Source organism: Komagataeibacter nataicola, from assembly GCF_003207795.1.
Lineage (GTDB): Bacteria > Pseudomonadota > Alphaproteobacteria > Acetobacterales > Acetobacteraceae > Komagataeibacter > Komagataeibacter nataicola.
Window position 1 is genome coordinate 57,364 of sequence record NZ_NIRT01000003.1, and the last position, 24,564, is coordinate 81,927.

Consider the following 24,564-nt stretch of genomic DNA (forward strand, 5'->3'; position numbering starts at 1 on the left):
CGGTTAATGCAGCGAATCTGGGTGCTGCAGCGGGTGATCTTTCAATGTGGGCGCTGTTCATGCACGCCTCGATTGTGGTCAAGCTCGTCATGATCGGGCTGGTGACCAGCAGCGTGATTGTCTGGGCCATCATTTTTGATAAATTCACCACCATCCGCCGGGTCAACCGGCAGGCCAACGATTTCGAGGAGCGCTTCTGGGCCGGTGGCAGCCTTGAGGATCTGTACGAATCCGATGGCGCCAAGCCCGTGCACCCGATGGCCGCCGTGTTTGGCGCGGCCATGGGCGAATGGCGGCGTTCCTCGCGCATTTCGGGCATCGACCTGGTGCATGGCGGCGTGCAGGACCGCGTCAACCGCGCCATGGCCATTACGATTACGCGCGAGATGGACCGGCTGAACCGCTGGATCATCTTCCTCGCCACCATCGGGCCGGTGGCGCCCTTCATCGGCCTGTTCGGCACGGTGTGGGGCATCATGCACGCGTTCGGCTCGATCGCGGCCATGCACAACACCAATCTTTCGGTCGTGGCTCCCGGTATTTCCGAGGCGCTGTTCGCCACCGCCATCGGTCTTGTCACGGCCATTCCCGCCGTGATCGCCTATAACGTGGTCAGCAACAGCATGAGCGTGTTCGAGGACCGGCTGGATGCGTTCGGCACCGAGTTCGCCGCCATCCTGTCGCGCCAGTCGGAAGAAAGGGGCGCGTAACATGGGGGCAAGCCTGGGCGACCTGCGGGGGCGGCGGCGCAAGCGGCGCCCCATGGCCGAGATCAATGTCACTCCACTGGTGGACGTGATGCTGGTGCTGCTCATCATCTTCATGGTGACGGCGCCCATGATGACCAGCGGCGTGAACGTTGACCTGCCCAAGACGGATGCAGCTCCGGTCAATACCGACACCAAGCCCATCACGGTGTCGATCCGCTCCAATGGCGACCTGTACCTGGGCGATGAACCCGTGTCGCAGGACCAGTTGGTGGACCAGCTCAGGGCAGCCGCGCAGAATGACAGCGAGCACCGTATTTTCGTGCGCGGCGACCAGCATATCGATTATGGCCGTGTCATGCAGATCATGGGGCAGATCACGGCGGGTGGCTTTACGCATGTGGCCCTGCTGGCCCAGCAGCCACCCGGTCACTAAACAGAATCTGATGCCAGGAGCCGTCTGATCGTGGTCCCACCGCGTCGTTCCGAACGCATCCTCATGCGGCGTTCCATCCTGGTTTCGGGCGGGCTGCATTTTGCCCTGCTGGTGGCCGTGCTGCTCAGGCTGCCGGTGCCGGTGCCCAAGGAGCCACCGCCACCGCCCACCATCGAAATGGAATTCGCGGCCGATACAGGCACGGCAACACCCCACAAGGGCGACAGGCCGGCCCCCAAACCCGCGCCTGCGCCCGCTCCGGTGAGGCAGGAGGCGCCGCCTTCGCCCACACCGCCTGAAAAGGAACCCAACGAGGAGGCGGCGCCTCCCCCGCCGCCACCGCCCCCCATGCCGCCGCCGCAGCAGGTGTCCAAACCCGTGCCGGACGCGCCAACGCCGCCGCGTGAGCAGACGCCTTCGCCCGATGCGGTGCCCCTGCCGCCCACGCCGCCCAAGGCGGCCCCCGCGCAGGCGCATGCGCCCGTGCCGCCCTCGGCGCAGCCGGACCCGACGGCAGCGCCCAAGGTTCAGCAGCAGTCGCGCACCACGCAGCCCAACGAGGCGAAGAAAACCGTGCCCGATACGCACTCGCTGCTGGCAACGCTCGATGCCTTCCGCGCGGACCAGAAGCAGACCCATCCGCCCAAGGCCAGGCCCAACCCGCAGCAGGGTGGCGCGCCTGATGGTGGTGGCTCGCCCGATGGCGATATTACCAGCTCCATGACCGCCACCGAGCAGAAGGCCATCGGCAGTTCCGTACGGCGCTGCTACTCGGAAGATACGGCGGCGCGTAATTATGCCCAGTTTGTAGCGCATCTGGTCGTGACCGTGGATGGCACCGGCACGGCGCGGCTTGTGGAATTCGCGCCGCAGACGCAGGCGCAGATGGCGGCTGACCCGTCGTATCGCGCGCTGGCCGAACGCGCGCGTGATGCGGTGCTCAGCCCGACCTGTGCCAAGCTGCCCATTCCGCAGAACCTGCTGGGCCAGACCCGGCAACTGAAATTCGTATTCCGTCCCTGATACAAAGCGGACGAAGGCGAGGAGAGGAAAATGATGTCAAGCGTAAAGCCATTGATCCCGGATGATGATGCCGCACGGCTGGCATCGGCCTTCAGCCGGCGTGGTTTCATGGGTGCGGGTGTTGCAGGGGGGCTTATGGCCACGCCGCTGTTCGCGGCGGGCGCTGCCCACGCACAGGATGCGGGTGCGGCCGAAATCACGGTCGATCAGGCGCGTACCGCCCCCATTCCCATTGTCCTGCCCTCGCTTGGCAGTGGCGTGGCCCAGCAGATCACGGATGTGATCTCGGCTGATCTGGGTAATTGCGGCCTGTTCCGCCCCATCAGCGCCAGCATGCCGCAGGGCACGCCCGCCTTCGCCACCTACAAGTCGATGGGCGCGCGCGCGGTCATGACCGGCAAGGTGGTCGAGCAGGGCAGCAGCCTGCGCGTCGAGTTCCGCCTGTGGGATGTGCTGACCGGCAAGCAGCTGCAGGGCACGGCCTATACGGCCGCCAGTCAGGACTGGCGCCGCATCGCGCATGTGATTGCCGATGTGATCTACAGCCGCCTGCTTGGCGAGCAGGGCTACTTCAATTCCCGCATTGCCTACATCGCCCGCTCCGGCCCCCGCGCGCGCCAGGTCACGCGGCTTGCCATCATGGATCAGGACGGGGCGGACAGCCGTTACCTGACCAACGGGCAGTGGCTGACGCTCACGCCGCGCTTCAACCCGGCCAATAGCGAACTGGCATTCATGTCATATGCCAACTACAGGCCGCGTGTTTACCTGTTCAACCTCAATACCGGGCAGCAGAGACTGCTTGGTGACTTTACGGGTATTTCATTTGCACCGCGTTTTGCCCCCAACGGGCAGTCGGTCATCCTGTCGGTCACGCGCGGTGGCGGGTCGGACATCTTCGTGGTCGATCTCGCCACGATGGCGCGCCGGCAGATCACCTCGTCCGGGGCGATTGACACCAGTCCGTCCTACAGTCCCGACGGGTCGCAGATCGTGTTCAACTCCGATCGTGGCGGCTCGCAGCAGCTCTATGTCATGAGTGCATCGGGCGGCGAGGCGAAGCGGATTTCCTACGGGCACGGGCGCTATGGCTCGCCCGTATGGTCGCCGCGTGGAGATCTGATCGCGTTCTCGCGCATCGCCAATGGCAGCTTCTCGCTTGGCGTGATGGCGCCCGATGGGACGGGAGAGCGAATCCTGACCCAGGGCTTTACGGTGGAAAGCCCGACTTTCTGCCCCAACGGGCGCGTGCTGGCGTTCTGCCGCCAGAGCGCGGCCGGGGCAAATGGTGCCGGATTTGCAACAGGTATCAATACAATCGACATAACCGGCTTCCATGAACGCGCTCTGCCTGCGGGCAGCGCATCTGATCCGGCCTGGTCAGGTCTAAATAAGTAATTTTTTCAATGTGTTGGACAAACACATCGCCAGAACCCACTCATTTGGCAAATGGCGGGTATGTGTTTGTTCCACGTTGACTGAAACCGGGTTTGACAGCTATGCTTGTGGCGGTTTCCAGCGATCGCGAGTTTCTGTTTTACAATTTGTTTGGCAGGGCGCAACGAGACTCGGGACCGTTCTATATTTAAATCCGGAAATTCAACAAATGGTTTCAAAACAAGAAACCGATCCAGGATCCAAAGTAATGAAACTGAAGCTTTTTGGTGCGGCCGGTCTGGCTCTCTTCCTCGCCGCCTGTTCTGACCACGCGAACAAGAACGTCAACACCGGTGCTGCCACGCAGCAGCAGGTTGGCCCCGTGCCCGGCAGCGAGGCCGATCTGGTCGCGACCGCAGGTGACCGCGTGCTGTTCGCGCTGAACCAGAACACGCTGTCCAGCGATGCGAAGGCAACGCTCGACAAGCAGGCCGCATGGCTCGCCAAGTACCCGCAGGTACATGTGCAGATCGCCGGTAACTGCGATGATCGCGGCACCGAGGAATACAACATCGCACTGGGCGAGCGTCGTGCCAACGCTGCGCATGACTACCTGGTGGCCAAGGGTGTCGATGCATCGCGCATCACCACCATCTCCTATGGCAAGGACCGCCCCACCGCCGTTGGCGATGACGAGGCTTCCTGGTCCCAGAACCGCAACGCCATCACGGCGGTGCAGTAAGGTTCTGCCAGCACTTCAACGAAGTGTGGCGGTATGGAACCGGCCGGGCGCTTATCGCTCGGCCGGTTTTGTTTTAGGTAGACGTGCGTAGTGTTGCTTGAAGGGTATGGTCCATGCTGTCTGTTATGTCGTGTTTCCTTTCGGTTCCGGGCCGGCTTTCACGGTTGGGGCGGGTTGGCGTGCTGGCAGGTGGCGTATCGCTGGCCTGTCTGGCGAGTGCACATGCGGCTGACAGCGGTAATAACCTGACCCTGCAACTGCTTGACCGGGTCAACACGCTGGAAGAGCAGACGCGCGAGATGCGCGGCCAGATCGATCAGTTGACCAATCAGGTGCAGCAGCAGAACGCCGCCATGAGCAAGCAGATCGATGACATGAATTTCGCCATGCAGCAGCGTGGCCATGCCGCTGCCCCGGCAGTTCCGGCTTCGGTAACGGCGGCAGCTGGCGTGACGCCGGCTGCAACGCCTGCCGCAGCCAGGCGCAGCCCTGATGATCTGCTCAAGGCGGGTAATGATGCGCTGTTGCAGCATGATTACGCCACGGCGCAGGCCGATGCGCAGCAGGTGCTCTCGGGCCCCAAATCGGCCAAACAGGTTGATGCCCAGTATCTGATGGCCCAGTCCCTGGCGGGGCAGAAGCAGTATCGCCAGTCGGCCCTTGCCTATTACGATACCTATAACCGCGCCCCGCATGGCCAGCGCGCCCCGAGCGCCCTGCTCGGTGTTGCGGCAACGCTGGTGGCGCTGAACGACAAGGCCTCCGCCTGTCAGGCGCTGGACAAGCTTTCGAGTGAATTTCCCGCGCCCGCCCCGCGCATCAAAGCTGCCGAACTGGTGTACCGCAAGCGCGCCAAATGTAGCTGATTGCCAGTAGGGCACATGCAGCCTTCCAACCCGGTCAGCCCGGCCTGTTTTGCTGCCTGCATGGCCACTCTTGGCCCCTGGCCGGGGCCGGGCACGCCTGTATGCGTTGCGGTGTCGGGCGGGGCAGACAGCATGGCGCTGGCCATTCTGGCCCGGGGCTGGCGGCCTGACGTGGTGGGGCTGGTGGTGGACCACGGGCTGCGTGCCGAGTCGCGGCAGGAGGCCGAGCAGACGGTAGCCCGCCTGTCCCGGCTGGGCATGCCAGCCCGCCTGCTGGTGCTTGAGGGGCTGGCGCGTGGCCCCCGCATGGCCGAGCGTGCCCGGCGCATGCGCTATCAGGCCCTGTTCGCCGCCTGCCGCGCGCTTGGCGCGCTTGACCTGCTGGTGGCCCATCATGCGGGCGACCAGGCGGAAACCGTGCTCATGCGCCAGCAGGCCGCAAGCGGGGATGACGGGCTGGCCGCCATGGCGGTGGCGACGGACATGGCGGATGTGCGCCTCGTCCGCCCCCTGCTGGGCGTGGGCAAGGCTGCCCTTTATGCCACGGTGCAGGCTGCGGGCGTGCAGTGGGTGGAAGACCCCTCCAACGCCGACCTGCGCACCGCCCGCGCCCGGGCGCGTCATGCCCTGGCAGAAGATTCCCCTCTGGCAGGCACGCTTGTGGCTGATGCCCTGCAGGCCGGGCAGGCCCGTCAGGCACGCAACATGCATGATGCCCGCTGGCTGGCCGCCCATGCCCGTTTTCACCCTGGTGGCTGGGTGGTGCTGCCGCCGGAGCTTGCGCCGCCACGGCTGCTTTCGGCCCTGATCCGCGTGGTGGGGGGGCGGGATTATGCCCCGGCGCGGGAGGCGGTGGCAGCGCTTGCGGCCCGGCCCCGGGCGGCCACGCTGGCCGGGGTCGCCCTCATGCCCTGGCGGGACGGGCAGTGGCTCGTGGCCCGTGAGGAGGCAGGTCTTGCGCCCCCGATGGCAGCCGAGGCCGGGGCCATATGGGACCGGCGTTTCATCCTGCATGCGCCCCCCCTGCCGCCGGGCTGGCGCGTGGGGGCGGCGGGGCCGGTGGCGGCGTGGTGGCCGCATGGCCGGGGGCGGTCATGCTGGCCCGCGCGGCTGTTGCGCACGCTGCCCGCGCTATGGCATGATGGACAGGTCAAGGCCGTGCCCCACATGGGCCTGCGTGCGCAGGAACATGCCGCCGCCCATGCGGTTTTTATGAACCAGCCCCCCCACCCCGTGCTCGACTGTGCTGTATTTGGCGGCGCCGGACGCCCCGCTGCGGGCGGGCTGGCATAAAAGGTTGGCGGGTGGGGGTGTGAATATCCCCTGATCGTCCTATGTATGGTAGGACGTAGTGAACGTGGCGTCTGTTCGCCTGCCCGCTGTGGGGCATGGGCGAGGGGGCCAGCGGATGGAACAGTGGACAAGATGAACAATTTCGGCCGGAACTTGCTCCTGTGGGTTATCATCATCGTCCTGCTGCTGTTGCTGTTTAATGTCTTCCAGCCGGGAAGCGTGCAGCATGCATCGCAGCAGTTGGCGTATTCCGATTTCATCGGAGACGTGAACAGCGGGCATGTTCGCTCTGTCGTGGTGCAGGAACACAACATCACCGGCACGCTGACGGATGGTACCTCGTTCGATACCTATACCCCGCAGGACCCCACCCTGATTTCCCGCCTGACGGAAAAGGGCGTGGAGGTCGTGGCCAAGCCGCTCGAGGCGGATACCAACCCCATCCTGCGCTACCTTATCAACTATGCGCCGCTGCTGCTCATGGTGGGGGCCTGGATCTTCATCATGCGCCAGATGCAGTCTGGCGGTGGACGGGCCATGGGCTTTGGCAAGTCACGCGCCCGGATGCTGACCGAAAAGCAGGGCCGCGTGACCTTTGATGACGTGGCCGGCATTGATGAAGCCAAAGGCGAACTGCAGGAGATCGTCGACTTCCTGCGTGACCCGCAGAAGTTCACCCGCCTTGGCGGCAAGATTCCCAAGGGCGTGCTGCTCGTAGGCCCTCCCGGCACCGGCAAGACGCTGCTCGCCCGCGCCATCGCGGGTGAGGCGAACGTGCCGTTCTTCACCATCTCGGGTTCCGACTTTGTGGAAATGTTCGTGGGCGTGGGTGCCTCCCGCGTGCGTGACATGTTCGAGCAGGGCAAGAAGGCCGCGCCCTGCATCATCTTCATCGACGAGATCGATGCCGTGGGCCGCCATCGTGGCGCGGGCCTTGGCGGCGGCAATGACGAGCGTGAGCAGACGCTCAACCAGATGCTTGTCGAGATGGATGGCTTTGACAGCAATGAGGGCGTGATCCTGATTGCCGCCACCAACCGCCCCGACGTGCTTGACCCCGCCCTGCTGCGTCCCGGCCGCTTCGACCGCCAGGTGGTGGTGCCCAACCCCGATGTGGCGGGCCGCGAAAAGATCCTGCGCGTGCATATGCGCAAGGTGCCGCTGGCTTCCGATGTGGACCCCAAGGTCATTGCCCGCGGCACGCCCGGCTTCTCGGGTGCTGATCTGGCCAATCTGGTCAATGAGGCCGCCCTCATGGCTGCCCGCCTGGGCAAGCGCACGGTGGCGATGCTCGAGTTCGAGAACGCCAAGGACAAGGTGATGATGGGCGCCGAGCGCCGCTCCCTTGTCATGAGCGAGGACGAGAAGAAGATGACCGCCTACCACGAAGGCGGCCATGCGCTGGTGGGCATTCTCACGCCGGGTTCCGACCCGGTGCACAAGGCCACCATCATTCCCCGTGGCCGGGCGCTGGGCATGGTGATGAGCCTGCCGGAGAAGGACCGCTACTCCGAAAGCCGTTCGTGGTGCATCGGCAAGCTGACGCTGGCCATGGGTGGCCGCGCGGCGGAGGAAATCATCTTCGGGGCGGACAATGTCTCGACCGGCGCCTCGGGCGACATCAAGATGGCGACCGACGTGGCCCGCCGCATGGTGACCGAGTGGGGCATGAGCGAAAAGCTGGGCATGGTGGCCTATGGCGGCAACGGGCAGGAAGTGTTCCTTGGCCATAGCGTGACGCAGAACAAGAACGTGTCGGAGGAAACGGCGCGCGAGATTGATAACGAGGTGCGCAAGCTGATCGATGCCGCCTATGAGCGCGCCCGCGGCCTGCTGCTCGAGCATATTGACCAGCTTCACCGCCTTGGCGCGGCCCTGCTGGAATATGAAACCCTGACTGGCGAGGAAATCCGTCAGGTGTTGCGGGGCGAGAAGATCGAGCGCGTGGTGGTGGATGACCCGATGCCGGAGAACCGCCGTCCTTCCGTGCCGCCTTCGGCGCCTTCCGCTCCGGTGGCGCCGCTGCCCACGCCGGAAGGTGGTGGCGGGGTGGGGACTGCCCCGGCTGGCTAGGAATGCCTTGATTGAAAACGGTAAAAGTTTCCGGATGCTGCCTTTTTGAAAAAAGGCGGCATTCTTTTGAAGCTTTAAGCTGGCAGGTTTTTCAAACAGTCTCTTATATCAACATGGCGGGGCAGCTTCAGGCTGTTCCGCCATGTCTGTATCCGGCCTCATGGACGGGGCATGGCGGGCGCATGGAAAGCGGTATTCCGCGGAGCTTTTTGAAAGAAGCTTCACCAAAAACATCTTCATGATCGGGCGCGTATTTCGTGGGTCATTTTTCCAACCAGCCGCTGATTGAACCACTGGCCCTGCTGCATGGCCACGCAGCCCGGCAGGCGGTGGCGCAGGGTGTGGCGCGCTGGTTTGCGGGCGGCCCGCAGGCCTATGCGCTTGCCCGCCTGATCGGGCCGGGACAGGAAGAAACAGTCATGCCGGTTGCGGCCCTTTCTCCCGCATGGGAGGCGGCGGCCCGGCGCGTCAGCGCGCCCGCGCCTGATGCGGGGTTGCCCTCAGGCCCGCAGGTCATGGGCATCATCAATGTCACCCCGGACAGTTTCAGTGATGGCGGCCAGCATGACCGCGTGGAGACAGCACTGGCGCGCATCAGGGCGCTGCATGCGGCCGGATGCCGGGTGGTGGATATTGGCGGCGAGAGTACCCGCCCCGGTGCGCCTGCCGTTTCGGCCGGGGCGGAATGGGCGCGGATCGGCCCGGTCATCCACGCCGTCCGCGCCTGTTCCGCGCTTGATAACCTGAAACTTTCGATTGATACGCGGCAGGCGGCGGTCATGGACCAGGCGCTGATGGCCGGGGCCACGCTCATCAACGATGTCTCGGCGCTGACGCATGACCCTGCTGCCCGTGCGGTCGTGGCGCGGCATGGCTGCCCGGTCATGCTCATGCACATGCGCGGCACGCCAGAAACGATGCGCGCGCACACGGCTTACAGCGATGTGGCGGTGGATGTGGTGCGTGAACTCGGCCAGCGGGTGGAAGAGGCTGTGGCGGCGGGCATTGCGCGCACGCGCATACTGGTTGACCCCGGCATCGGCTTTGCCAAGACGCTGGAAGGCAACCTGACCCTGCTGGCCCGCCTGCCGCTGCTGGCCAACCTTGGGTGCCGGGTGGTGCTCGGCACGTCGCGCAAGCGCATGATTGGCGAACTGGGCCACGAACCCGATGCGGCCGCGCGCGATCCGGGCACGATTGCGGCCAGCCTGCCCGGAATGATCTTTCCCGGCGTGGTGCTCCGGGTTCACAATGCAGCGGCCATGATCCAGGCCATGCGGGTGCAGCAGGGGCTGGATCGGCAGTAACAGGTAAGGTAGGTCGGTGTCCGACCAGAACGTATCCGGAGATTTCCAGTCATGGTAAAAACAAGAAAGCTGTTCGGCACTGATGGAATTCGGGGCATGGCCAACCGCTTTCCCATGACGGTGGAAGTTGCACAGAAGCTGGGCCAGGCGGCTGGGCTGCGTTTCATACACGGCACGCACCGCCATAGCGTGCTGCTGGGCAAGGATACGCGCCTGTCAGGCTACATGATCGAATGCGCGCTGGTGTCGGGCTTTCTTTCCGCCGGGATGGACGTGACGCTGGTGGGGCCGATGCCTACCCCGGCCATTGCCATGCTCACCCGCTCCCTGCGTGCCGATCTGGGTGTCATGATCTCGGCTTCGCATAATCCGTATGGCGATAACGGCATCAAGCTGTTCGGCCCCGACGGGTTCAAGCTGTCCGACGAGACGGAAGCGGATATTGAGGCCGCCATGGGCGAGGATCTGACCCACATGCTCGCAGCCCCCGACCAGATCGGCCGGGCCTCGCGCCTTAATGACGCGGCAGGCCGGTACGTGGAAAGTGCGAAGTCCTCCTTTCCCCGCCGTCTGCGGCTTGACGGGCTGCGCATCGTGATCGACTGCGCCAACGGGGCGGCCTATCGCGTGGCGCCCACGGCGTTGTGGGAACTCGGCGCGGAAGTGGTGCGCATTGGCTGCGATCCTGATGGCATCAACATCAATGAAGGCTGCGGCTCCACCCGGCCCGAGGCATTGTGCGCGGCGGTGCAGCGCCACCGGGCCGATATCGGCATTGCGCTCGATGGAGATGCCGACCGCGTGCTGATTTCCGATGAAAAGGGCCGACTGGTCGATGGTGACCAGATCCTGGCGCTGATCTCGCACTCATGGGCGCGGCAGGGGCGGCTGTCGGGGCGGCATATCGTGGCGACCGTCATGTCCAACATGGGGCTTGAGCGTTATCTTGAGAGCCAGGGGCTGGAACTGGTGCGCACGGCGGTGGGCGATCGCTACGTGGTGGAGAAGATGCGCGAGCTCGGCGCCAATATCGGGGGCGAACAGTCGGGGCACATGGTGCTGTCGGATTTCGCCACCACGGGCGACGGGCTGGTGGCCGCCCTGCAGGTGCTGGCCGAAGTGGTGGAATCCGGTCGGCCCGCAAGCGAGGTGTGCCGCATGTTCAGGCCCTATCCGCAACTGCTGCGCAACGTGCGCTTTGCCGGTCGCAGCCCGCTACATGACCCGCAGGTGCATGAAGCGCGCAAGGCGGCGGAAAAGCGGCTGGGCGCACGCGGGCGACTCGTGCTGCGTGAAAGCGGCACCGAGCCACTGGTGCGCGTCATGGCGGAAGCCGAGGACGAGGCGCTGGTCAATGCGGTGGTTGATGACATGTGCGAGGCGATCACCGCCATCCAGATGGCAGGCTGAACCATGCAGGGGCGTATTCTCATCATGGCGGGCAGCGATAGCGGGGGTGGTGCCGGCATCCAGGCCGATATCAAGACCGTAACCGTGCTGGGCGGCTTTGGCATGACCGCCATCACCGCGCTGACCGCGCAGAACACGCTTGGCGTGCAGGCGGTCATGCCAGTCTCCCCGGCCTTTATCGTGGCCCAGATGCGCTGCGTGATGGATGATCTGGGGGTTGATGCCTTCAAGAGCGGCATGCTGGACCGGGCGGAGGTGATCGAGGCGATTGCCAATGTGCTGCTCACCAGCGCCGATATTCCCTACGTGCTCGATCCGGTCATGGTGGCGAAGGGGGGGGCTGCGCTACTGCATGATAGCGCGCTGGCCACGCTGAAGGCGCGGCTGCTGCCGCTGGCCACCGTGCTGACCCCCAACATCCCTGAAGCCGAGGCCCTGCTTGGCCACGGCATTGCCGGGCGCGCCGAGATGGTGCCCGCAGCCCGTGCCCTGCTGGCGCTCGGGCCGCGCGCCGTGCTGCTCAAGGGCGGCCATATGGAAGGCGATGAACTGCTGGACGTGCTGGTGCAGGCCGATGGCACGGTACAGGAATTCGTGAGCCGGCGCATCCACACCCGCCATACGCATGGCACCGGCTGCACACTGGCCAGTGCCATCGCCACGGGGCTGGGACAGGGCATGAGCCTGCCTGACGCCGTGATCCGTGCGCGGGACTATGTGCTGCGCGCCATTGCGGCCGCACCTGGCTATGGCGCGGGGGCTGGCCCGCTGAACCATGGTGCGGGCGGCATGGCATTAGGACATTAATAATTCATTAATAAAATAATTGTCATTATATTTATTATCTTTATGAAAGAATAGTAATATATAAACAACTTTAGGTTGTTTAATGCGTTCCGCACACTTATAGGTAGATGTAGTGTAAATATCTACTGGATGGTCGATATGCGGATTTTGCTTGTAGAGCCCAATGCCCGGAAAGCCGAAGAGACCACCCGGCATATGGAGAGGGCCGGATTTACAGTAGATCATGTTGATACGGGGCATGATGCACTGGGAATGTTAAAATCCTATAATTATGACCTTGCGGTCATGGAGGTGCGGCTGAAAGATCTCGATGGATTCGAGGTCATCCGGGTCAGTCGCGTCGCAAGGGTGCCCACGCCCGTGCTGGTCCTGTCAGATGAGCGGGAGGACACCACAAAAGTAAAGGCCTTCTCCACCGGGGCGGATGATTATGTGACCCGCCCCTACGAATCGATGGAACTGACAGCGCGGATGCAGGCAGTCATCCGCCGCTCAAAGGGGTATAGCGAGCCGACCCTGCGCGCGGGGCCGCTTGAGCTGTGCCTCGATAGCCGCACGGTCAGCGTGCAGGGGCACTGTGTGCATCTGACCGGCAAGGAATACATGATTCTGGAACTGCTCCTGCTGCGCAAGGGCATGGTCCTGACCAAGGATGCCTTCCTCAACCACCTGTATGGCGGGATGGATGAGCCGGAGATGAAGATTATCGATGTGTTTATCTGCAAGCTGCGCAAGAAATTGCATGTTGCGGGCGCGGGGCAGCTCATTGCCACGGTGTGGGGGCAGGGCTATGTGCTGCGTGATGGCACACCGACCCTGCCCGCCGCACCTTTTGGTGCGCCGCTGACACAGGTAACGGCTGCGTGATGCCTCTCGGGCTATCGTAACTGCAACTGGAACGAACCCGTCACCGTTAAAATGACCGTGCAAAGAAAAATGGCAGGCACACCCCGCAAGGTGTGCCTGCCAAAGTTTTAAAGTGATGATTCGATATGCGATGCCCCCATCGCCTGATTGTTATGGCATTGCCGTGCCGACCCCGAACATGAGATAAATCAAACTCTGCTGAAATAATTCATATGTTTTTTTCCGCGCATCTTTATTCCGGCTCGTTGATGGGACAGGATGCGCTGATTAACAGGATGGAAACAGGCGGCACGTCGATGGGAAACAAGAAAGCGCTGAGGCATCTTTACGCGGGTGGTGCATTGCTGCTTGCCCTATCCACCGGGCTGAGTGCGTGCGAAAGCGTGCATGACCAGATCGTGGATAAAGAAAACAGCCTTGCCGCAGCCGGTTTCGTGGCGCGCCCCGCCAATAATCCGGAACGTCAGGAGATGCTGCAGAAGCTGCCGCCCAACCGGTTTTTGCAGAAATCGTTTGGTGACCACATGCTCTACATCTATTCCGACCCCAAGGTGTGCAACTGCCTGTATGTGGGCAACCAGGCCGCCTATGGGCGCTATATGTCCTATGTGCAGGCCCAGAATCTGGCTGACCAGCAGCAGATGACGGCGGATATGTATGAAGATGCCTCCTGGAACTGGGGCATGTGGGGCTGGGGCGGCGGTGGCTGGGGTGGCCCGTGGGGCGGCGGCTGGTGGTAAGCCACTGTTTGAAAAACACCGCGTTGATAAAATAATGGAAGTTGCGGGGTGCCGCCTTTTTTCACAAAGGCGGCATTTCCCTGAAGCGTCCTGAAAAAAACATCACCAGAAACTGTCAGATGACTGTGGGATATTTCCCTGCCGGTGTTTCAGGTAAATTTGGGACGATGGTCCGCATAGACCACCATCTGCCAGGCCTCGCGCGTGCCAAGCCGGTGAGGGTGGGCATGGATGGCAGGCAGGAGCTGCCCTTCGCTTATGGCGATTTCCACCCCACAGCCGACGCAACGGTAAATACCGGAATGGGGGGCGACGGTACGGGGCGAATGAAGCTTGTCGAATTCAGGATCGGTCCACGTATCAATAAACTGTGCGGACTGGTAGAGGGCCATCCCGTTCTCCATTGTTTTTCATCGGCTGGCTAAGCTGTTAAAATAACCTTTAGCATGCATCTTACGTAGCGGCACATCCTCCGCCACATGCTGCATCCTGTATTCCTGTGCTGTTTTCTGACCCGTAGGGATTGATCTCCATGCGGTGCAGATAGACTATTTATGAATATTATATGTGCAGGACAATATTGTTTTCAATAAAGAATTGAATTTCATGCATAATAATATAAAATGAAATTTATATTCCCAATTTCAGCCATACTGAAACCATTTGTTGCATTATAAGCATAAATATATAATTTTCTTTAACCGGTTTAATTCTATAAGAAATTATCTGTCGAAAAATTATTTTAAAATAACGTATTAATTGAAAATAATAAAAAGTTTTCTGGATGCAGATTTGGCAACAAATTCCCTGTCAGCGCAATATATTTACTGAGCCGTAAGGTCAGGCACCCGGTCAGAACCCTGTTTCCTGTCCGTATTCGGGGCATGATACGGATAATATATAATTGAAAATAACATTTTCAGTCTGGCGAACGGAGTGTCAGTGACTGGTCAACTGTTTGTGTAACAATTGCATTCAGCGCACCATGTGCTGCGGTCCACTGAAAGGGATCGGCATCGTTATTGAAGGTCGGATCAAGCTGGTCGCCCCGTACCGTGCCATAGGCCTGAAAATACATGTCCGAGCGGGCGGGGATGGTATCCATCGTCCATGTCCAGTCATCGGACAGGAGGGCCGTGGCGCCCACCTGCGCACAGGGGCGCGTGGGTGACAGGGTTACGGCCGCTGTCGTCATGAGGGCCGCCTGCGGGCGGTGGTAGCGGCTGTCCCCGCCAATATCTTCCATCTGCAGGTCGCGGCGACGCGTTTCCTCGGCGGGCGTGATGTTGCGCCAGCCATCGCCATCAGGGGCTGCGTGGGCGCGGTCGAGCGGGTCCGATGCGGGGCCGAAGGCATGGCCCGCGTAATTGAGCGCGGTGCCCGCTGGCACATGAATCGGACCATGGGCTGCGGCATTCTGCACAAAGCTGTTTTCAACAGGGTGCCGGGCCAGACAGAGCTCGATCAGGCCAGCCGCCCGGACCGGGCAGGTGCCAAGGACCAGGCAGAGTCCGGTCATGGCCAGCCAGATGCCCCGCCGGGTGAACAGCCCGCCCCCCTGCGCCGTGGGCGATGGGGGGCGGCCTGTCCTTGCGCGCGGCATGGTAACGACCGGAAACAACCGGGGATCAGTTCCCGGCGGCTTTCTTGCCTGAAGGCGTGCCGACCATGTCTTCAGACACGAAACGGATGCTGTTCTGGGCATCCTGCAGGGCGGCGTCCGCATCCGCAGTGTTGGGTGTTGCGCCAGCAAGCAGGTTGGAGGCGCGATAGACATCGCTTGCGCTGGCATCAAGCGGTGCGATGGCCAGCACGAAGTCAACATCAACCGCGGCAACCTGCAGGTTCTGCGCTGCCTGCGCGGGCTTGCCCTTGTTCAGGCTGGTATTGGCTGAAGCCACCGCCGTGCCCTTGGTGGAGGAGGGGGCAAGGTCTTCGGTCACGATGTATTCGCCATCAACCGGCAGCCAGGCCACCGGCTGGGTGGAAGGGGCGGCCTTGGGCGCGGGCGCGCCTGCCGGGGCCTTCTTGGGCGGTGTCAGCTCGGCTTCGGCCTTCATGAACACCCGGTTGTCGGTCTTGGCGTGGGCCAGGGCGTTGTTGGCGTCGGTCAGCAGCTTGGCGGCGCCAGCGGTGTCGTTGTTGGCGAGCGCCGTGCGGGCCATGGCGATATCATCGAACGCGCGGCTGCCGTCAGCCGACAGCTTGGCGAAATCACGGTTGACCGCGCGCCCGGTTGAGGGGGCGGCATGCGCCGCGCCGACCGCCGTGCCCAGCATGAGCAGGGCTGCGGGCAGGAATGCATATTTTTTCATGGTTCATTCTCCGGTCTTGATGGCGGTATCATTGCCCGACGCCATCTGTAACAAAAGATGTGGCAACGCAATGCGGCTGCCCTGCTGCCGCATGTCAGGCCCGCCCCCGACAGGCCGCCCATGGGCCAAAAGCCCACTGGTCACGGCGTATGCATGCGCTAGTATGGGCTGTGCCGCTCCCGTCTGGAGCGGAACTGTTTATCAAGGAATGAACCATGTCTGAATGTGCAACCAAGTGTCCTTCCAAGTCTCCCTGCCTCAAGGGCATCCTGGTTTTCGGTGCGATTGTTGGCGCTATCGTGTTTTTCCTTAAGAAAAAGAAGTGCAACGACTGATCTTCCGCAGTCACGCCGTGCCGGTCATGTCCCTTGCGGGCATGGCCCCGGTGCGGCCAGCGCCGTGAGCGGGGCGGGGCACCGGCGCATCATCCATGTTGACATGGATGCCTTCTATGCCTCGGTCGAGCAGCGCGATGATCCGGCCCTGCGGGGCAGGCCGCTTGCCGTGGGCGGTGCCGGGCGGCGCGGGGTTGTTGCCGCCGCGAGTTATGAGGCCCGCCGGTTCGGGGTGCGTTCGGCCATGCCTTCGGTCGTGGCGCAGCGCAAATGCCCGGACCTCGTGTTCGTGCCGCCGCGTTTTGATGTGTATCGCGCGGTTTCTGCCCAGATTCATGCCATATTTGCCAGTTTTACCTCCATCATCCAGCCGCTTTCGCTTGATGAGGCGTATCTGGATGTGACCCGGCCGCTGCTGGATTATCCTTCCGCCACGGCCATTGCCACAGCCATTCGCGCCCGTATCCGCAGCGAGACGGGGCTGACCGCCTCGGCAGGCGTGTCCTATAATAAATTCCTGGCCAAGCTGGCTTCCGACTACCGAAAGCCCGATGGCCAGTTTGTCATTACACCTCGCATGGGGCCGGAGTTTGTGGCCAACCTGCCGGTCGAGCAGTTTCACGGTATTGGTCCGGCCACGGCGGCGCGCATGCATGGCCTGGGCATCCGCACGGGGCTGGATCTGCGTAGGCAGCCGCTCTCACGCCTGCTGCGGCATTTTGGCAAGGCGGCGGATTTCTATTATGGCATTGCCCGTGGGCTTGATGAGCGCCCCGTTGAAGTCAATCGCCCGCGCCGCTCCATTGGTGGCGAGCAGACCTTTGATGCCGATATCCATGACTGGCCTGAAGCGCGTGACAATATGCTGACCCTGTCCGAGCGGGTGTGGGGGCGCTGTGTTGCGCGTGGCCTGACGGGCGTGACCGTGACGCTGAAGGTTAAATACAACGATTTCCGCCAGATCGTGCGCGGGCGCACGGCGCCGGAACCGGTGGCGGATGGCGCCGATCTGGCCCGGCGGGCGCTGGCGCTTCTGGCCCCGTGTTTTCCGCCGCCACGGGGCATAAGGCTGCTGGGCGTGACCGTATCGGGCCTGCGCGTGCCCGGCACGGCTCCGCCTGCGCGGCAACTGATGCTGTTTGGCTGATAAAAGAACAGAAGTTTTCAGGGGGTTCCTTTTTTTAAAAGGAGGCGTTCTTTTCGAAGCTTTTTTAAAAAAGCTTCACCAGAAACTTTTATATTGTAGGCAGGTCGCATTGAGGTCATGGGATGACCTTCTCCATACGAAGCAGGATGCTATGAACAACGCAGCCCCTCCCGGGTCAAAGACCATTCTCAACGCCATTGCCGAACTTGTGCTGATCGCCGTACCGGATGAGGAGGAGGAAACCTGCCGCGCCATCGAGATGCACATGGCCTTTACCGGTAATGTCGAACTTGGTGACACGAACGTGTATTTCGGCTTCGATTACGAAACGCAGGAAGGGGAAAAGGTCAATTTCAGCCCCTTCGAGGACGAATCGACCGAAGGCCACATCCGCTACCTGCACGACCTTCAGCATGAGCTGCTTGAACTGCGCGCCGCCTTCTGGCGCGAGAACCCGGCCCGCGATCAGCCGGTCTGGACCGGGCTGACCCTGCGGGTGGAAATGGCGGAAGGGTCTTTCTCGGTCGATTTTGACTACTAATACGCTGAAATAGTAAAAGTTTTTGGTGAAGCTTTTTTCAAAAAAGCTTCAAAAGACATCGCCGGAAATTTTTTCAAGGCCCAGAGTCCATTCAGCCCGGAACAAAAGGTGGCAGCGGTTCCGGTTTCAGGCTGCCGGGCAGATAAAGCGGATGCTCGGGGCGGCCCGAACCCTTGCTCAGCCGCATGGCGCTGACCGTAATGCCGTGCTGTTGCAGCATGCGGATCACCTCCGGCCCACGCGGCAGCAGGCTTTTGATCTGCGGTGAGCCATAGGCCGCCACCACCAGGTCCGCCCGCCGCGCCATGGCCAGCAGGTGGCGGTCGTTCTCGGGGCCGACCGGGTCGGGCACCTCGGTCAGGCGTTTCTGGTCGGTGCAGCGATAGGCGAAGGTATTGCCCACCAGCAGCGTGCCGTAGCCCCATGCACGGGCATAGCGCTGGCACTTGGCTACCGTGCGGTCATCGCCATCTTCCGTCGCGACCGACGGGTTCATCATCAGCCACATCACCGCAGGCCCTTCGGGGTTCCAGGTGCGGGTCAGTTCATAGCGGTAGCACTTGTCCGGGCCGCCATAGATGGCATGGCTGACCACGTCATCGGCCAGACGGAGCGGGCGGCTGTGGCCCACATGGTGCTGGCCCTGTCGGGTGATGTTCATGGCCCAAACATACGCATGGCCGCGCGGAGGTCTACCCCCGCGCGGCCATGGCGCGTATCTAATGGTTGTGAAGGATCAGCGCGGCGTGCCGATCTTGTGCGGGGCCACCATCAGTTCGTGGCCGCGCAGCATGCCATCCCAGTACAGCACGGGCATGACCCATTCCTTGAGGAACCATGCCAGATGCGTGGGCTTGCGGCCATTGAGCAGCCATGTGGGCAGGGTGGGGGCAAGCTTGCCCCCATAGGCGAACTCGGCCAGCACGATCCTGCCGCGCTCGACGGTCAGCGGGCAGGCGCCATAGCCGTCATAATCGGCCACGGCGGGCTTGTGGTCCAGGGTGGCCAGCACGTTCACGGCCACGACCGGGGCCTGCACGCGCACGGCGGCGGCGGTCTTGGCGTTGGAGGTGCCCGCCACGTCGCCGAGCGCAAATACATTGGCGAACTTCGTGTGGCGCAGCGTCGCGGGGTCAACCGATACCCAGCCGCCATCGCCCGCCAGCGCGCTGTTGCGGATCACGTCGGGCGCGCGCTGGGGGGGAACGACATGCAGCATGTCGAATTCCACTTCCGAGGTCGTCTTGCTGCCATCGCCCGCCACGTTCTCGAACGTGGCGATGCGGCCCTTGCCGTCCACCTTCGTCAGGTTGGACTTGAGGCACAGGTCGATATGGTAGCGGTTGATGTAGTCCATCAGCGGCGGCACGAATTCCTTCACGCCAAACAGCCCCGGCGTCGCGGTGTGGAAGGACACGTTGATGTTGTCGGCCAGGCCACGCCTGCGCCACGCGTCACACGCCAGGTACATCGCCTTCTGAGGCGCGCCCGCGCACTTGATGGGCATGGGCGGCTGGGTAAAGACGGCATTGCCACGGCCCAGCGTCTGCACCATCTGCCAGGTATAGGGGGCAAGGTCGTAGCGGTAGTTCGAGGTCACGCCATTGCGGCCAAGGGTCTCGCTCAGGCCCTCGATTGCGTCCCAGTCCAGCGTCAGGCCGGTGGCCACCACCAGCACCTCGTAGCGGATGGATGACCCGTTGGACAGGTGCACGAGGTTGGCTTCGGGCTCGAAGCCCGTGGCCGCTGCCTGCACCCAGTCGGCGCCAGTCGGGATCAGCTTCTTTTCCGACCGGCGGGTCTGTGACTGCTTGAACACGCCGCCGCCCACCAGCGTCCAGCCCGGCTGGTAGAAATGCGAGCCCGACGGCTCGATGATGGCCAGCGTGATGCCGCCGCGCCGCTTGAGAATGCTCGCAGCGGTGGACAGCCCGGCTGCACCTCCACCCACCACGACGACATCATAGGTCAGGCCCCGCGCCGTGCTGGCGAGGTTCGGGATGGAGGGGGCGGTATCGGTCATGAGGGGTCTCCGTAATGACTTTTAATAGAAGGCTGCGATGGATATGCGTCAGGAACGGCTGAGCGGTATTTTGATGTAGCTTACACCATTATCTTCAGGCTCGGGCAGATGGCCGCCACGCATGTTGACCTGCACCGAGGGCATGATCAGGTTGGGCAGCGACAGGGTGGCGTCACGCGCGGTGCGCATCTGCACGAAAGCCTCCTCATCCACGCCATCATGAACGTGAACATTGTTCTGGCGTTCCGCGCCAATGGTGGTTTCCCATGCAAAGGCGTCGCGGCCGGGGGCCTTGTAGTCGTGGCACAGGAAAACCCGCGTCTCGGCCGGCAGGGCGAGCAGGCGGCGGATGGAGTGGTAGAGCATGCGGGCGTCCCCGCCGGGAAAGTCGGCCCGCGCGGTGCCGTAATCGGGCATGAACAGCGTATCGCCGATAAAGGCGGCTTCCCCGATCACATAGGCCATGTCGGCAGGCGTGTGGCCGGGCACGTGCAGCACGGTCACGGGCACGGTGCCGAGCGTGAACCGTGCCCCGTCCTCGAACAGCGCGTCGAACTGCGAGCCGTCGCGCGCGAAGCGCGTGCCCGCGTTGAACAGCTTGCCGAAGATGTCCTGCACTTTGAGGATGGCATGGCCAATGCCGAGCCTGCCGCCAAGGCGCTCCTGCAGCCAGGGCGCGGCGGAGAGGTGATCGGCATGGACATGGGTTTCAAGCAGCCACTCCACCTTCAGCTTTTCCGCCGTGACATAGTCCACGATATCCTGCGCCATGGCGTGGTCGGTTTTGCCTGATGCGGGGTCATAGTCCATCACGCTGTCGATGATGGCGCAGGCGCGGGTGGCGGGGTCATGCACCACATGGGTGGCGGTGAAGGTGGGCAGGTCGAAAAAGGTCCGGACAACCGGCGCCTGGCCTGTTGCACGGCATGTAATCACCTGGCTTGCAGCGGCTTCAAGGGCGGGGTCGGACATGGAATGTCATCCATAGTTTATGAATTACATAATAAATGTATGTTATAAGATGGCTTGCGTCAAGGCGCGGCAGATGCAAAAGGGCAGGGCATGAGCACAGAGGCGAGCATACCCGCAAACCATGGCGCGATCGGAACGCGCCCGTTGCGGATCGGGGACGTGGCACCAGACTTTCAGGCCCGTACCACGAAGGGGGAAATGCGCCTGTCGGACTTCCGCGGGCGCTGGCTGCTGTTTTTCTCGCACCCGGCGGATTTCACGCCGGTCTGCACCAGCGAGTTCATGGCGCTGGCCCGCGCGGCGGATCGCTTCGAGAAGCTTGACTGCGCGCTGCTGGGCCTGTCGGTAGACAGCCTGTACGCGCACCTGGCCTGGCTCGAGACGATACAGGAGCGCTTTGGCGTCGAGATCCCGTTCCCGCTGGTGGAAGATCCTTCCATGGCGGTGTGCCGCGCCTACGGCATGCTGGACCTGACCGCGCAGAACAGCGCCACCGTGCGCGCCACCTACGTGATCGACCCCGAAGGCGTGATCCGCGCGCTGGTGTGGTACCCCATGTCGGTCGGGCGCTCGGTCGAGGAACTGCTGCGCCTGGTCGAGGCCCTGCGCCGCAGCGAGGGCAACGCGGTCATGACCCCCGAGGGCTGGACGCCGGGCTGCGACGTGGTGCGCCCCGTGCCCACCACGCAGGCTGCCCTGCGCAAGGCCGGGGGCGCTGGTTGCTGGTTCTATAACCCCGTGCCCGATACGGGCCGCAAGCGCGGGCAGTAACGCCATGTCAGATCCTGCCGCGGGCGTGCGCCTGTCCTATGTGCTCACGCTGTCCTGCCCCAACCAGCCCGGTATTGTGGCGGCGATCAGTCAGGCCCTGTTCGAGCTTGGTGGCGACATTGCAGGCGCCCAGCAGTTCGATGAGCGTGAAAGCCGCATCTTTTTCATGCGCGTGGTGTTCAGCGTGCCCGCCGGTGGTGTGGAACGCGCCGTGCTCGAGCAGGCGCTGGCCGCTTTGGCTGCGCGGTTCGACATGGAGTGGTCGCTGCGCGCGAGCCTGCTTCCCACGCGCACCGTCATCATGGTCTCGCGGTTCGATCACTGCCTGGTTGACCTGCTGTATCGCTGGCGCATTGGCGAGCTGGCCATCGCGCCAGTGGCCATCATCGCCAATCACCCGCGCGAGACCTACGCCCATATCGACCTTGACGGCATCCCCTTCCACTACCTGCCCGTAACGGCCGCCACCAAGGCGGCGCAGGAGGCCAGAATGGCCGAAATCGTGCGCGAAACAGGGGCCGAGCTGGTGGTGCTGGCGCGGTACATGCAGATCCTGTCCGATTCCATGAGCGCGAGGCTGGCGGGGCGGTGCATCAACATCCACCATTCCTTCCTGCCCGGCTTCAAGGGGGCGAGGCCCTACCATCAGGCCTTTGCGCGTGGCGTGAAGCTGATCGGCGCCACCGCCCATTTCGTCACCCCCGACCTTGATGAAGGCCCGATCATCGAGCAGGATGTCGAGCGTATTACCCATGCCGATACCCCCGATGACCTGATCCGCAAGGGGCGCGATATCGAGCGCCGGGTGCTGGCGCGCGCCGTGCGTTACTTTACCGAGTGCCGCGTCATTCCCAACGGGCGCAAGACCATCGTGTTCAATCCCTGATGCCCGGCCCGGACCGCAGGCCGCCAGCGCCCCCCATGCCCGATGCCGATACGCAGTGCGCGGGCTTTCGCCAGGCGCGGCTGGCGCGCAAGACGGCCCTGATCGAGGATTATGTCGAACTGATCGACGACCTGCTCAATGACGGGCAGGAGGCACGCCAGGTTGATATCGCCGCCCGTCTTGGCGTGTCGCAGCCCACGGTGGCCAAGATGCTGGTGCGCCTCGAGGCGGATGGCCTTGTCACGCGCAGGCCCTATCGCGGCATTTTCCTGACCGGTGCGGGGCAGGAAATGGCGCGGGCCAGCCGCGCGCGCCACCACACGGTCGAGCAGTTCCTGCGCGCGCTTGGCGTCAGCGAGGCGAGTGCCCGCATTGATGCCGAGGGTATGGAACACTATGTGGGGGCGGAAACGCTGCGTGCCTTTCGCCACGCGCTTGAGGCGGGGCTGGCCGCCTTCATGGCCGGCACGGGCAAGCGCCAGAACGACTGACACACCCATGAAGGGGAACGCGCCATGACCCGACGCGCAGGCTCCGCCGACCTGCCGCTGCATACCGGGCGGGTGCCCGCGTGGCTGGGCCAGCGCATGGCGCGGCTGGGGGCCGTCATCACGCAGGCGGTCGTGCATCATTACGGGCGTGACGAGTTCCTGCGCAGGCTGGCGCATCCGTTCTGGTTCCAGTCCTTTGGCGCGGTCATGGGCATGGACTGGCATTCCTCGGGCATTACCACCAGCGTCATCGGCGCGCTCAAGCGTGGACTTGCCCCCCTGCAGGATGAATTGGGCCTGTATGTGTGCGGTGGCCGGGGCCGCCATTCGCGCCGCACGCCCGATGAACTGCTGGCGGTGGGCGAGGCCACCGGGCTTGATGCCACGCCCCTTGTGGCCACGAGCCGCATGGTGGCCAAGGTGGACAGTGCCGCCGTGCAGGACGGGTTCGACCTGTACCTGCATGGCTTCGTGGTGGCGGCGGATGGCAGATGGACGGTGGTGCAGCAGGGCATGCATACCGGGCGGCGCATGGCGCGGCGCTATCACTGGCTGTCCGATGACGTGAGCAGTTTTGTCGAGGCCCCGCATGCCGCCATTGAGGGCCGCGTCACGGGCCGCCCGGTCATGAACCTGACCGACCGCCGGGCGGATGCGTCACGCACGGGGCAGGTCGAACTGCTGCATGCCATGGGGCCGGACCGGCTGACGCGCGAACTCATGCGCATTGAAGGCCATGCCCCCCCGCCGCCGCCTGCGCAGGGCGAACTGCCCTATCTGTGCATGCCCGCCCACCATGACGTGCAGCCGCAGGATGTGAACATGCGCCGCCTGCATGGCGCGCTGGCGGCGGCGCGTGAGGCGGGGCCGCGTGACTTCCCCGATCTGCTGCGCGTGCCGGGCGTGGGCGCGCGCACGGTGCGGGCACTGGCGCTGGTGGCGGAGGTGGTGCATGGCGCGCCCTGCCGTTTTGATGATCCGGCCCGCTTCTCGCTGGCGCATGGCGGCAAGGACCGCCACCCCTATCCCGTGCCGGTGGCGGTGTATGACCGCACGCTCTCGGTCATGAAGGCGGCAGTCAGCGCGGCGAGACTGGGGCGGGAGGAACGGCTCGATGCCATCCGCAGGCTTGACGCCGCCGCCCGCAGGCTGGAGCGCGATGTGGGCGGCCCGTCATTTTCCGCCATTATGGGCGAAGAACGCGCGCGCTCGCATGATTATGGCGGGCGATCGGTATTTGGTTATGAACCACCACCGTCCGGTCGGGTTTCAGAAGGGCAGCGGAACGGGATCATGCGCCATGATAACCAGCCACACGACCAGCAGGGACACGAAGGCGAGGCGTCCCGCAACGCGGGATAGGGGTGCATCTGTCATGCAGGCATGATACCGGGCCAAATGCGGCATAAGTGCGGAGCCTTTCTCCCGCCATGTC

General features: G+C 63.3%; 26 protein-coding genes. 20 read left to right on the top strand and 6 right to left on the bottom strand.

All coding sequences use genetic code 11. The features are described 5' to 3' along the window. Window positions 1-44: 44 nt before the first annotated feature. From tolQ to CDI09_RS02725, 14 genes are all read left to right on the top strand, one after another. Entirely contained in the window at window positions 45-710 is a 666-nt protein-coding gene (tolQ, locus tag CDI09_RS02665) for a protein TolQ (RefSeq protein ID WP_078524996.1), read from the top strand. A 1-nt stretch (window position 711) separates the two neighbouring features. Further along, complete coding sequence (gene tolR / locus CDI09_RS02670) at window positions 712-1,143, top strand: protein TolR (protein WP_078524994.1); 432 nt, start codon at window positions 712-714, stop codon at window positions 1,141-1,143. 30 nt (window positions 1,144-1,173) lie between these two features. Further along, window positions 1,174-2,166, top strand: coding sequence for an energy transducer TonB (locus CDI09_RS02675; protein WP_078524992.1), 993 nt, complete (start codon window positions 1,174-1,176; stop codon window positions 2,164-2,166). Between the two features lie 30 nt (window positions 2,167-2,196). Next, window positions 2,197-3,564 (top strand): Tol-Pal system beta propeller repeat protein TolB, encoded by a 1,368-nt coding sequence (gene tolB / locus CDI09_RS02680; RefSeq protein WP_078524990.1) that lies wholly within the window; start codon window positions 2,197-2,199, stop codon window positions 3,562-3,564. 247 nt (window positions 3,565-3,811) lie between these two features. Continuing rightward, complete coding sequence (pal, locus tag CDI09_RS02685) at window positions 3,812-4,285, top strand: peptidoglycan-associated lipoprotein Pal (protein ID WP_078524988.1); 474 nt, start codon at window positions 3,812-3,814, stop codon at window positions 4,283-4,285. A 113-nt stretch (window positions 4,286-4,398) separates the two neighbouring features. Further along, window positions 4,399-5,151 carry a tol-pal system YbgF family protein gene (locus CDI09_RS02690; RefSeq protein WP_078524986.1) on the top strand — a complete coding sequence of 251 codons (753 nt, stop codon included), beginning with the start codon at window positions 4,399-4,401 and terminating at the stop codon, window positions 5,149-5,151. Window positions 5,152-5,166: 15 nt separating this feature from the next. Continuing rightward, window positions 5,167-6,444, top strand: coding sequence for a tRNA lysidine(34) synthetase TilS (tilS, locus tag CDI09_RS02695; protein ID WP_078524984.1), 1,278 nt, complete (start codon window positions 5,167-5,169; stop codon window positions 6,442-6,444). A gap of 132 nt (window positions 6,445-6,576) precedes the next feature. After that, complete coding sequence (ftsH, locus tag CDI09_RS02700; RefSeq protein ID WP_078524982.1) at window positions 6,577-8,517, top strand: ATP-dependent zinc metalloprotease FtsH; 1,941 nt, start codon at window positions 6,577-6,579, stop codon at window positions 8,515-8,517. An 11-nt stretch (window positions 8,518-8,528) separates the two neighbouring features. Further along, window positions 8,529-8,759: a hypothetical protein gene (locus tag CDI09_RS17510; protein ID WP_146220795.1), complete on the top strand. Its 231-nt coding sequence runs from the start codon at window positions 8,529-8,531 to the stop codon at window positions 8,757-8,759. Between the two features lie 15 nt (window positions 8,760-8,774). Continuing rightward, window positions 8,775-9,824, top strand: a complete 1,050-nt coding sequence (folP, locus tag CDI09_RS02705; RefSeq protein WP_078524981.1) for a dihydropteroate synthase — start codon at window positions 8,775-8,777, stop codon at window positions 9,822-9,824. Window positions 9,825-9,875: 51 nt separating this feature from the next. After that, complete coding sequence (glmM, locus tag CDI09_RS02710; protein ID WP_078524979.1) at window positions 9,876-11,234, top strand: phosphoglucosamine mutase; 1,359 nt, start codon at window positions 9,876-9,878, stop codon at window positions 11,232-11,234. A gap of 3 nt (window positions 11,235-11,237) precedes the next feature. Then, window positions 11,238-12,041, top strand: coding sequence for a bifunctional hydroxymethylpyrimidine kinase/phosphomethylpyrimidine kinase (gene thiD, locus CDI09_RS02715; protein WP_078524977.1), 804 nt, complete (start codon window positions 11,238-11,240; stop codon window positions 12,039-12,041). A gap of 138 nt (window positions 12,042-12,179) precedes the next feature. Further along, a complete protein-coding gene (locus tag CDI09_RS02720; protein ID WP_078524975.1) occupies window positions 12,180-12,908 on the top strand; it encodes a response regulator transcription factor in 729 nt (242 codons plus the stop codon). A gap of 296 nt (window positions 12,909-13,204) precedes the next feature. After that, a complete protein-coding gene (locus CDI09_RS02725; protein ID WP_249033989.1) occupies window positions 13,205-13,648 on the top strand; it encodes a hypothetical protein in 444 nt (147 codons plus the stop codon). A gap of 149 nt (window positions 13,649-13,797) precedes the next feature. On the opposite strand, the gene CDI09_RS02730 is transcribed toward CDI09_RS02725, so the two are convergent. From CDI09_RS02730 to CDI09_RS02740, 3 genes are all read right to left on the bottom strand, one after another. Continuing rightward, window positions 13,798-14,052: a hypothetical protein gene (locus CDI09_RS02730; RefSeq protein ID WP_078524973.1), complete on the bottom strand. Its 255-nt coding sequence runs from the start codon at window positions 14,050-14,052 to the stop codon at window positions 13,798-13,800. Window positions 14,053-14,567: 515 nt separating this feature from the next. Then, on the bottom strand, window positions 14,568-15,167 hold the full coding sequence (locus CDI09_RS02735; protein ID WP_078527789.1) for a hypothetical protein: 600 nt from the start codon (window positions 15,165-15,167) through the stop codon (window positions 14,568-14,570). Window positions 15,168-15,276: 109 nt separating this feature from the next. Further along, window positions 15,277-15,963, bottom strand: coding sequence for a YfdX family protein (locus CDI09_RS02740; protein WP_078524972.1), 687 nt, complete (start codon window positions 15,961-15,963; stop codon window positions 15,277-15,279). Window positions 15,964-16,362: 399 nt separating this feature from the next. Between CDI09_RS02740 and dinB the strand changes: the two genes are divergently transcribed. Both dinB and CDI09_RS02750 read left to right on the top strand, forming a co-directional pair. Then, the gene (dinB, locus tag CDI09_RS02745) at window positions 16,363-17,445 is read left to right on the top strand and encodes a DNA polymerase IV (RefSeq protein WP_257788378.1); all 1,083 of its coding nucleotides are present in this window, start codon (window positions 16,363-16,365) and stop codon (window positions 17,443-17,445) included. 151 nt (window positions 17,446-17,596) lie between these two features. Continuing rightward, window positions 17,597-17,986, top strand: coding sequence for an immunity protein YezG family protein (locus CDI09_RS02750; protein ID WP_078524970.1), 390 nt, complete (start codon window positions 17,597-17,599; stop codon window positions 17,984-17,986). 91 nt (window positions 17,987-18,077) lie between these two features. Here CDI09_RS02750 and CDI09_RS02755 read toward each other — a convergent pair whose 3' ends face one another. The 3 genes from CDI09_RS02755 to CDI09_RS02765 all read right to left on the bottom strand — a co-directional run bounded on the left by CDI09_RS02755 (window position 18,078) and on the right by CDI09_RS02765 (window position 20,981). Next, on the bottom strand, window positions 18,078-18,647 hold the full coding sequence (locus tag CDI09_RS02755; protein WP_078524968.1) for a DUF1643 domain-containing protein: 570 nt from the start codon (window positions 18,645-18,647) through the stop codon (window positions 18,078-18,080). Window positions 18,648-18,722: 75 nt separating this feature from the next. Then, the gene (locus CDI09_RS02760; protein ID WP_078524966.1) at window positions 18,723-20,009 is read right to left on the bottom strand and encodes an NAD(P)/FAD-dependent oxidoreductase; all 1,287 of its coding nucleotides are present in this window, start codon (window positions 20,007-20,009) and stop codon (window positions 18,723-18,725) included. Window positions 20,010-20,057: 48 nt separating this feature from the next. Next, window positions 20,058-20,981: an MBL fold metallo-hydrolase gene (locus tag CDI09_RS02765; RefSeq protein WP_078524963.1), complete on the bottom strand. Its 924-nt coding sequence runs from the start codon at window positions 20,979-20,981 to the stop codon at window positions 20,058-20,060. 90 nt (window positions 20,982-21,071) lie between these two features. Here CDI09_RS02765 and CDI09_RS02770 point away from each other — a divergent pair, with 90 nt between their 5' ends. From CDI09_RS02770 to CDI09_RS02785, 4 genes are read left to right on the top strand one after another with little or no spacing between them, the layout of a single operon-like run. Further along, entirely contained in the window at window positions 21,072-21,752 is a 681-nt protein-coding gene (locus tag CDI09_RS02770) for a peroxiredoxin (RefSeq protein WP_078524961.1), read from the top strand. A 4-nt stretch (window positions 21,753-21,756) separates the two neighbouring features. Further along, complete coding sequence (gene purU, locus CDI09_RS02775) at window positions 21,757-22,638, top strand: formyltetrahydrofolate deformylase (protein WP_078524959.1); 882 nt, start codon at window positions 21,757-21,759, stop codon at window positions 22,636-22,638. Continuing rightward, window positions 22,638-23,129, top strand: coding sequence for a manganese-binding transcriptional regulator MntR (mntR, locus tag CDI09_RS02780; protein ID WP_078524957.1), 492 nt, complete (start codon window positions 22,638-22,640; stop codon window positions 23,127-23,129). The genes purU and mntR overlap by 1 nt, the downstream gene beginning before the upstream one ends. A 24-nt stretch (window positions 23,130-23,153) precedes the next feature. Next, window positions 23,154-24,491 carry a DUF763 domain-containing protein gene (locus tag CDI09_RS02785; protein ID WP_078524955.1) on the top strand — a complete coding sequence of 446 codons (1,338 nt, stop codon included), beginning with the start codon at window positions 23,154-23,156 and terminating at the stop codon, window positions 24,489-24,491. Window positions 24,492-24,564: the final 73 nt, after the last annotated feature.

Excerpts from the sequence above, each read along its gene's own strand:
- tolQ (WP_078524996.1), top strand. The coding sequence starts at position 45 with ATGTGGGCGCTGTTCATGCACGCCTCGATTGTGGTCAAGCTCGTCATG.
- CDI09_RS02750 (WP_078524970.1), top strand. The coding sequence starts at position 17,597 with ATGAACAACGCAGCCCCTCCCGGGTCAAAGACCATTCTCAACGCCATT.
- tolB (WP_078524990.1), top strand. The coding sequence starts at position 2,197 with ATGATGTCAAGCGTAAAGCCATTGATCCCGGATGATGATGCCGCACGG.
- CDI09_RS02720 (WP_078524975.1), top strand. The coding sequence starts at position 12,180 with ATGCGGATTTTGCTTGTAGAGCCCAATGCCCGGAAAGCCGAAGAGACC.
- tolR (WP_078524994.1), top strand. The coding sequence starts at position 712 with ATGGGGGCAAGCCTGGGCGACCTGCGGGGGCGGCGGCGCAAGCGGCGC.
- tilS (WP_078524984.1), top strand. The coding sequence starts at position 5,167 with ATGCAGCCTTCCAACCCGGTCAGCCCGGCCTGTTTTGCTGCCTGCATG.
- ftsH (WP_078524982.1), top strand. The coding sequence starts at position 6,577 with ATGAACAATTTCGGCCGGAACTTGCTCCTGTGGGTTATCATCATCGTC.
- CDI09_RS02770 (WP_078524961.1), top strand. The coding sequence starts at position 21,072 with ATGAGCACAGAGGCGAGCATACCCGCAAACCATGGCGCGATCGGAACG.
- purU (WP_078524959.1), top strand. The coding sequence starts at position 21,757 with ATGTCAGATCCTGCCGCGGGCGTGCGCCTGTCCTATGTGCTCACGCTG.
- CDI09_RS02765 (WP_078524963.1), bottom strand. The coding sequence starts at position 20,981 with ATGTCCGACCCCGCCCTTGAAGCCGCTGCAAGCCAGGTGATTACATGC.
- CDI09_RS02740 (WP_078524972.1), bottom strand. The coding sequence starts at position 15,963 with ATGAAAAAATATGCATTCCTGCCCGCAGCCCTGCTCATGCTGGGCACG.
- CDI09_RS02760 (WP_078524966.1), bottom strand. The coding sequence starts at position 20,009 with ATGACCGATACCGCCCCCTCCATCCCGAACCTCGCCAGCACGGCGCGG.
- CDI09_RS02785 (WP_078524955.1), top strand. The coding sequence starts at position 23,154 with ATGACCCGACGCGCAGGCTCCGCCGACCTGCCGCTGCATACCGGGCGG.
- mntR (WP_078524957.1), top strand. The coding sequence starts at position 22,638 with ATGCCCGGCCCGGACCGCAGGCCGCCAGCGCCCCCCATGCCCGATGCC.
- pal (WP_078524988.1), top strand. The coding sequence starts at position 3,812 with ATGAAACTGAAGCTTTTTGGTGCGGCCGGTCTGGCTCTCTTCCTCGCC.
- CDI09_RS02725 (WP_249033989.1), top strand. The coding sequence starts at position 13,205 with ATGGGAAACAAGAAAGCGCTGAGGCATCTTTACGCGGGTGGTGCATTG.
- thiD (WP_078524977.1), top strand. The coding sequence starts at position 11,238 with ATGCAGGGGCGTATTCTCATCATGGCGGGCAGCGATAGCGGGGGTGGT.
- CDI09_RS02690 (WP_078524986.1), top strand. The coding sequence starts at position 4,399 with ATGCTGTCTGTTATGTCGTGTTTCCTTTCGGTTCCGGGCCGGCTTTCA.
- CDI09_RS02735 (WP_078527789.1), bottom strand. The coding sequence starts at position 15,167 with ATGACCGGACTCTGCCTGGTCCTTGGCACCTGCCCGGTCCGGGCGGCT.
- CDI09_RS02730 (WP_078524973.1), bottom strand. The coding sequence starts at position 14,052 with ATGGAGAACGGGATGGCCCTCTACCAGTCCGCACAGTTTATTGATACG.
- glmM (WP_078524979.1), top strand. The coding sequence starts at position 9,876 with ATGGTAAAAACAAGAAAGCTGTTCGGCACTGATGGAATTCGGGGCATG.
- CDI09_RS02755 (WP_078524968.1), bottom strand. The coding sequence starts at position 18,647 with ATGAACATCACCCGACAGGGCCAGCACCATGTGGGCCACAGCCGCCCG.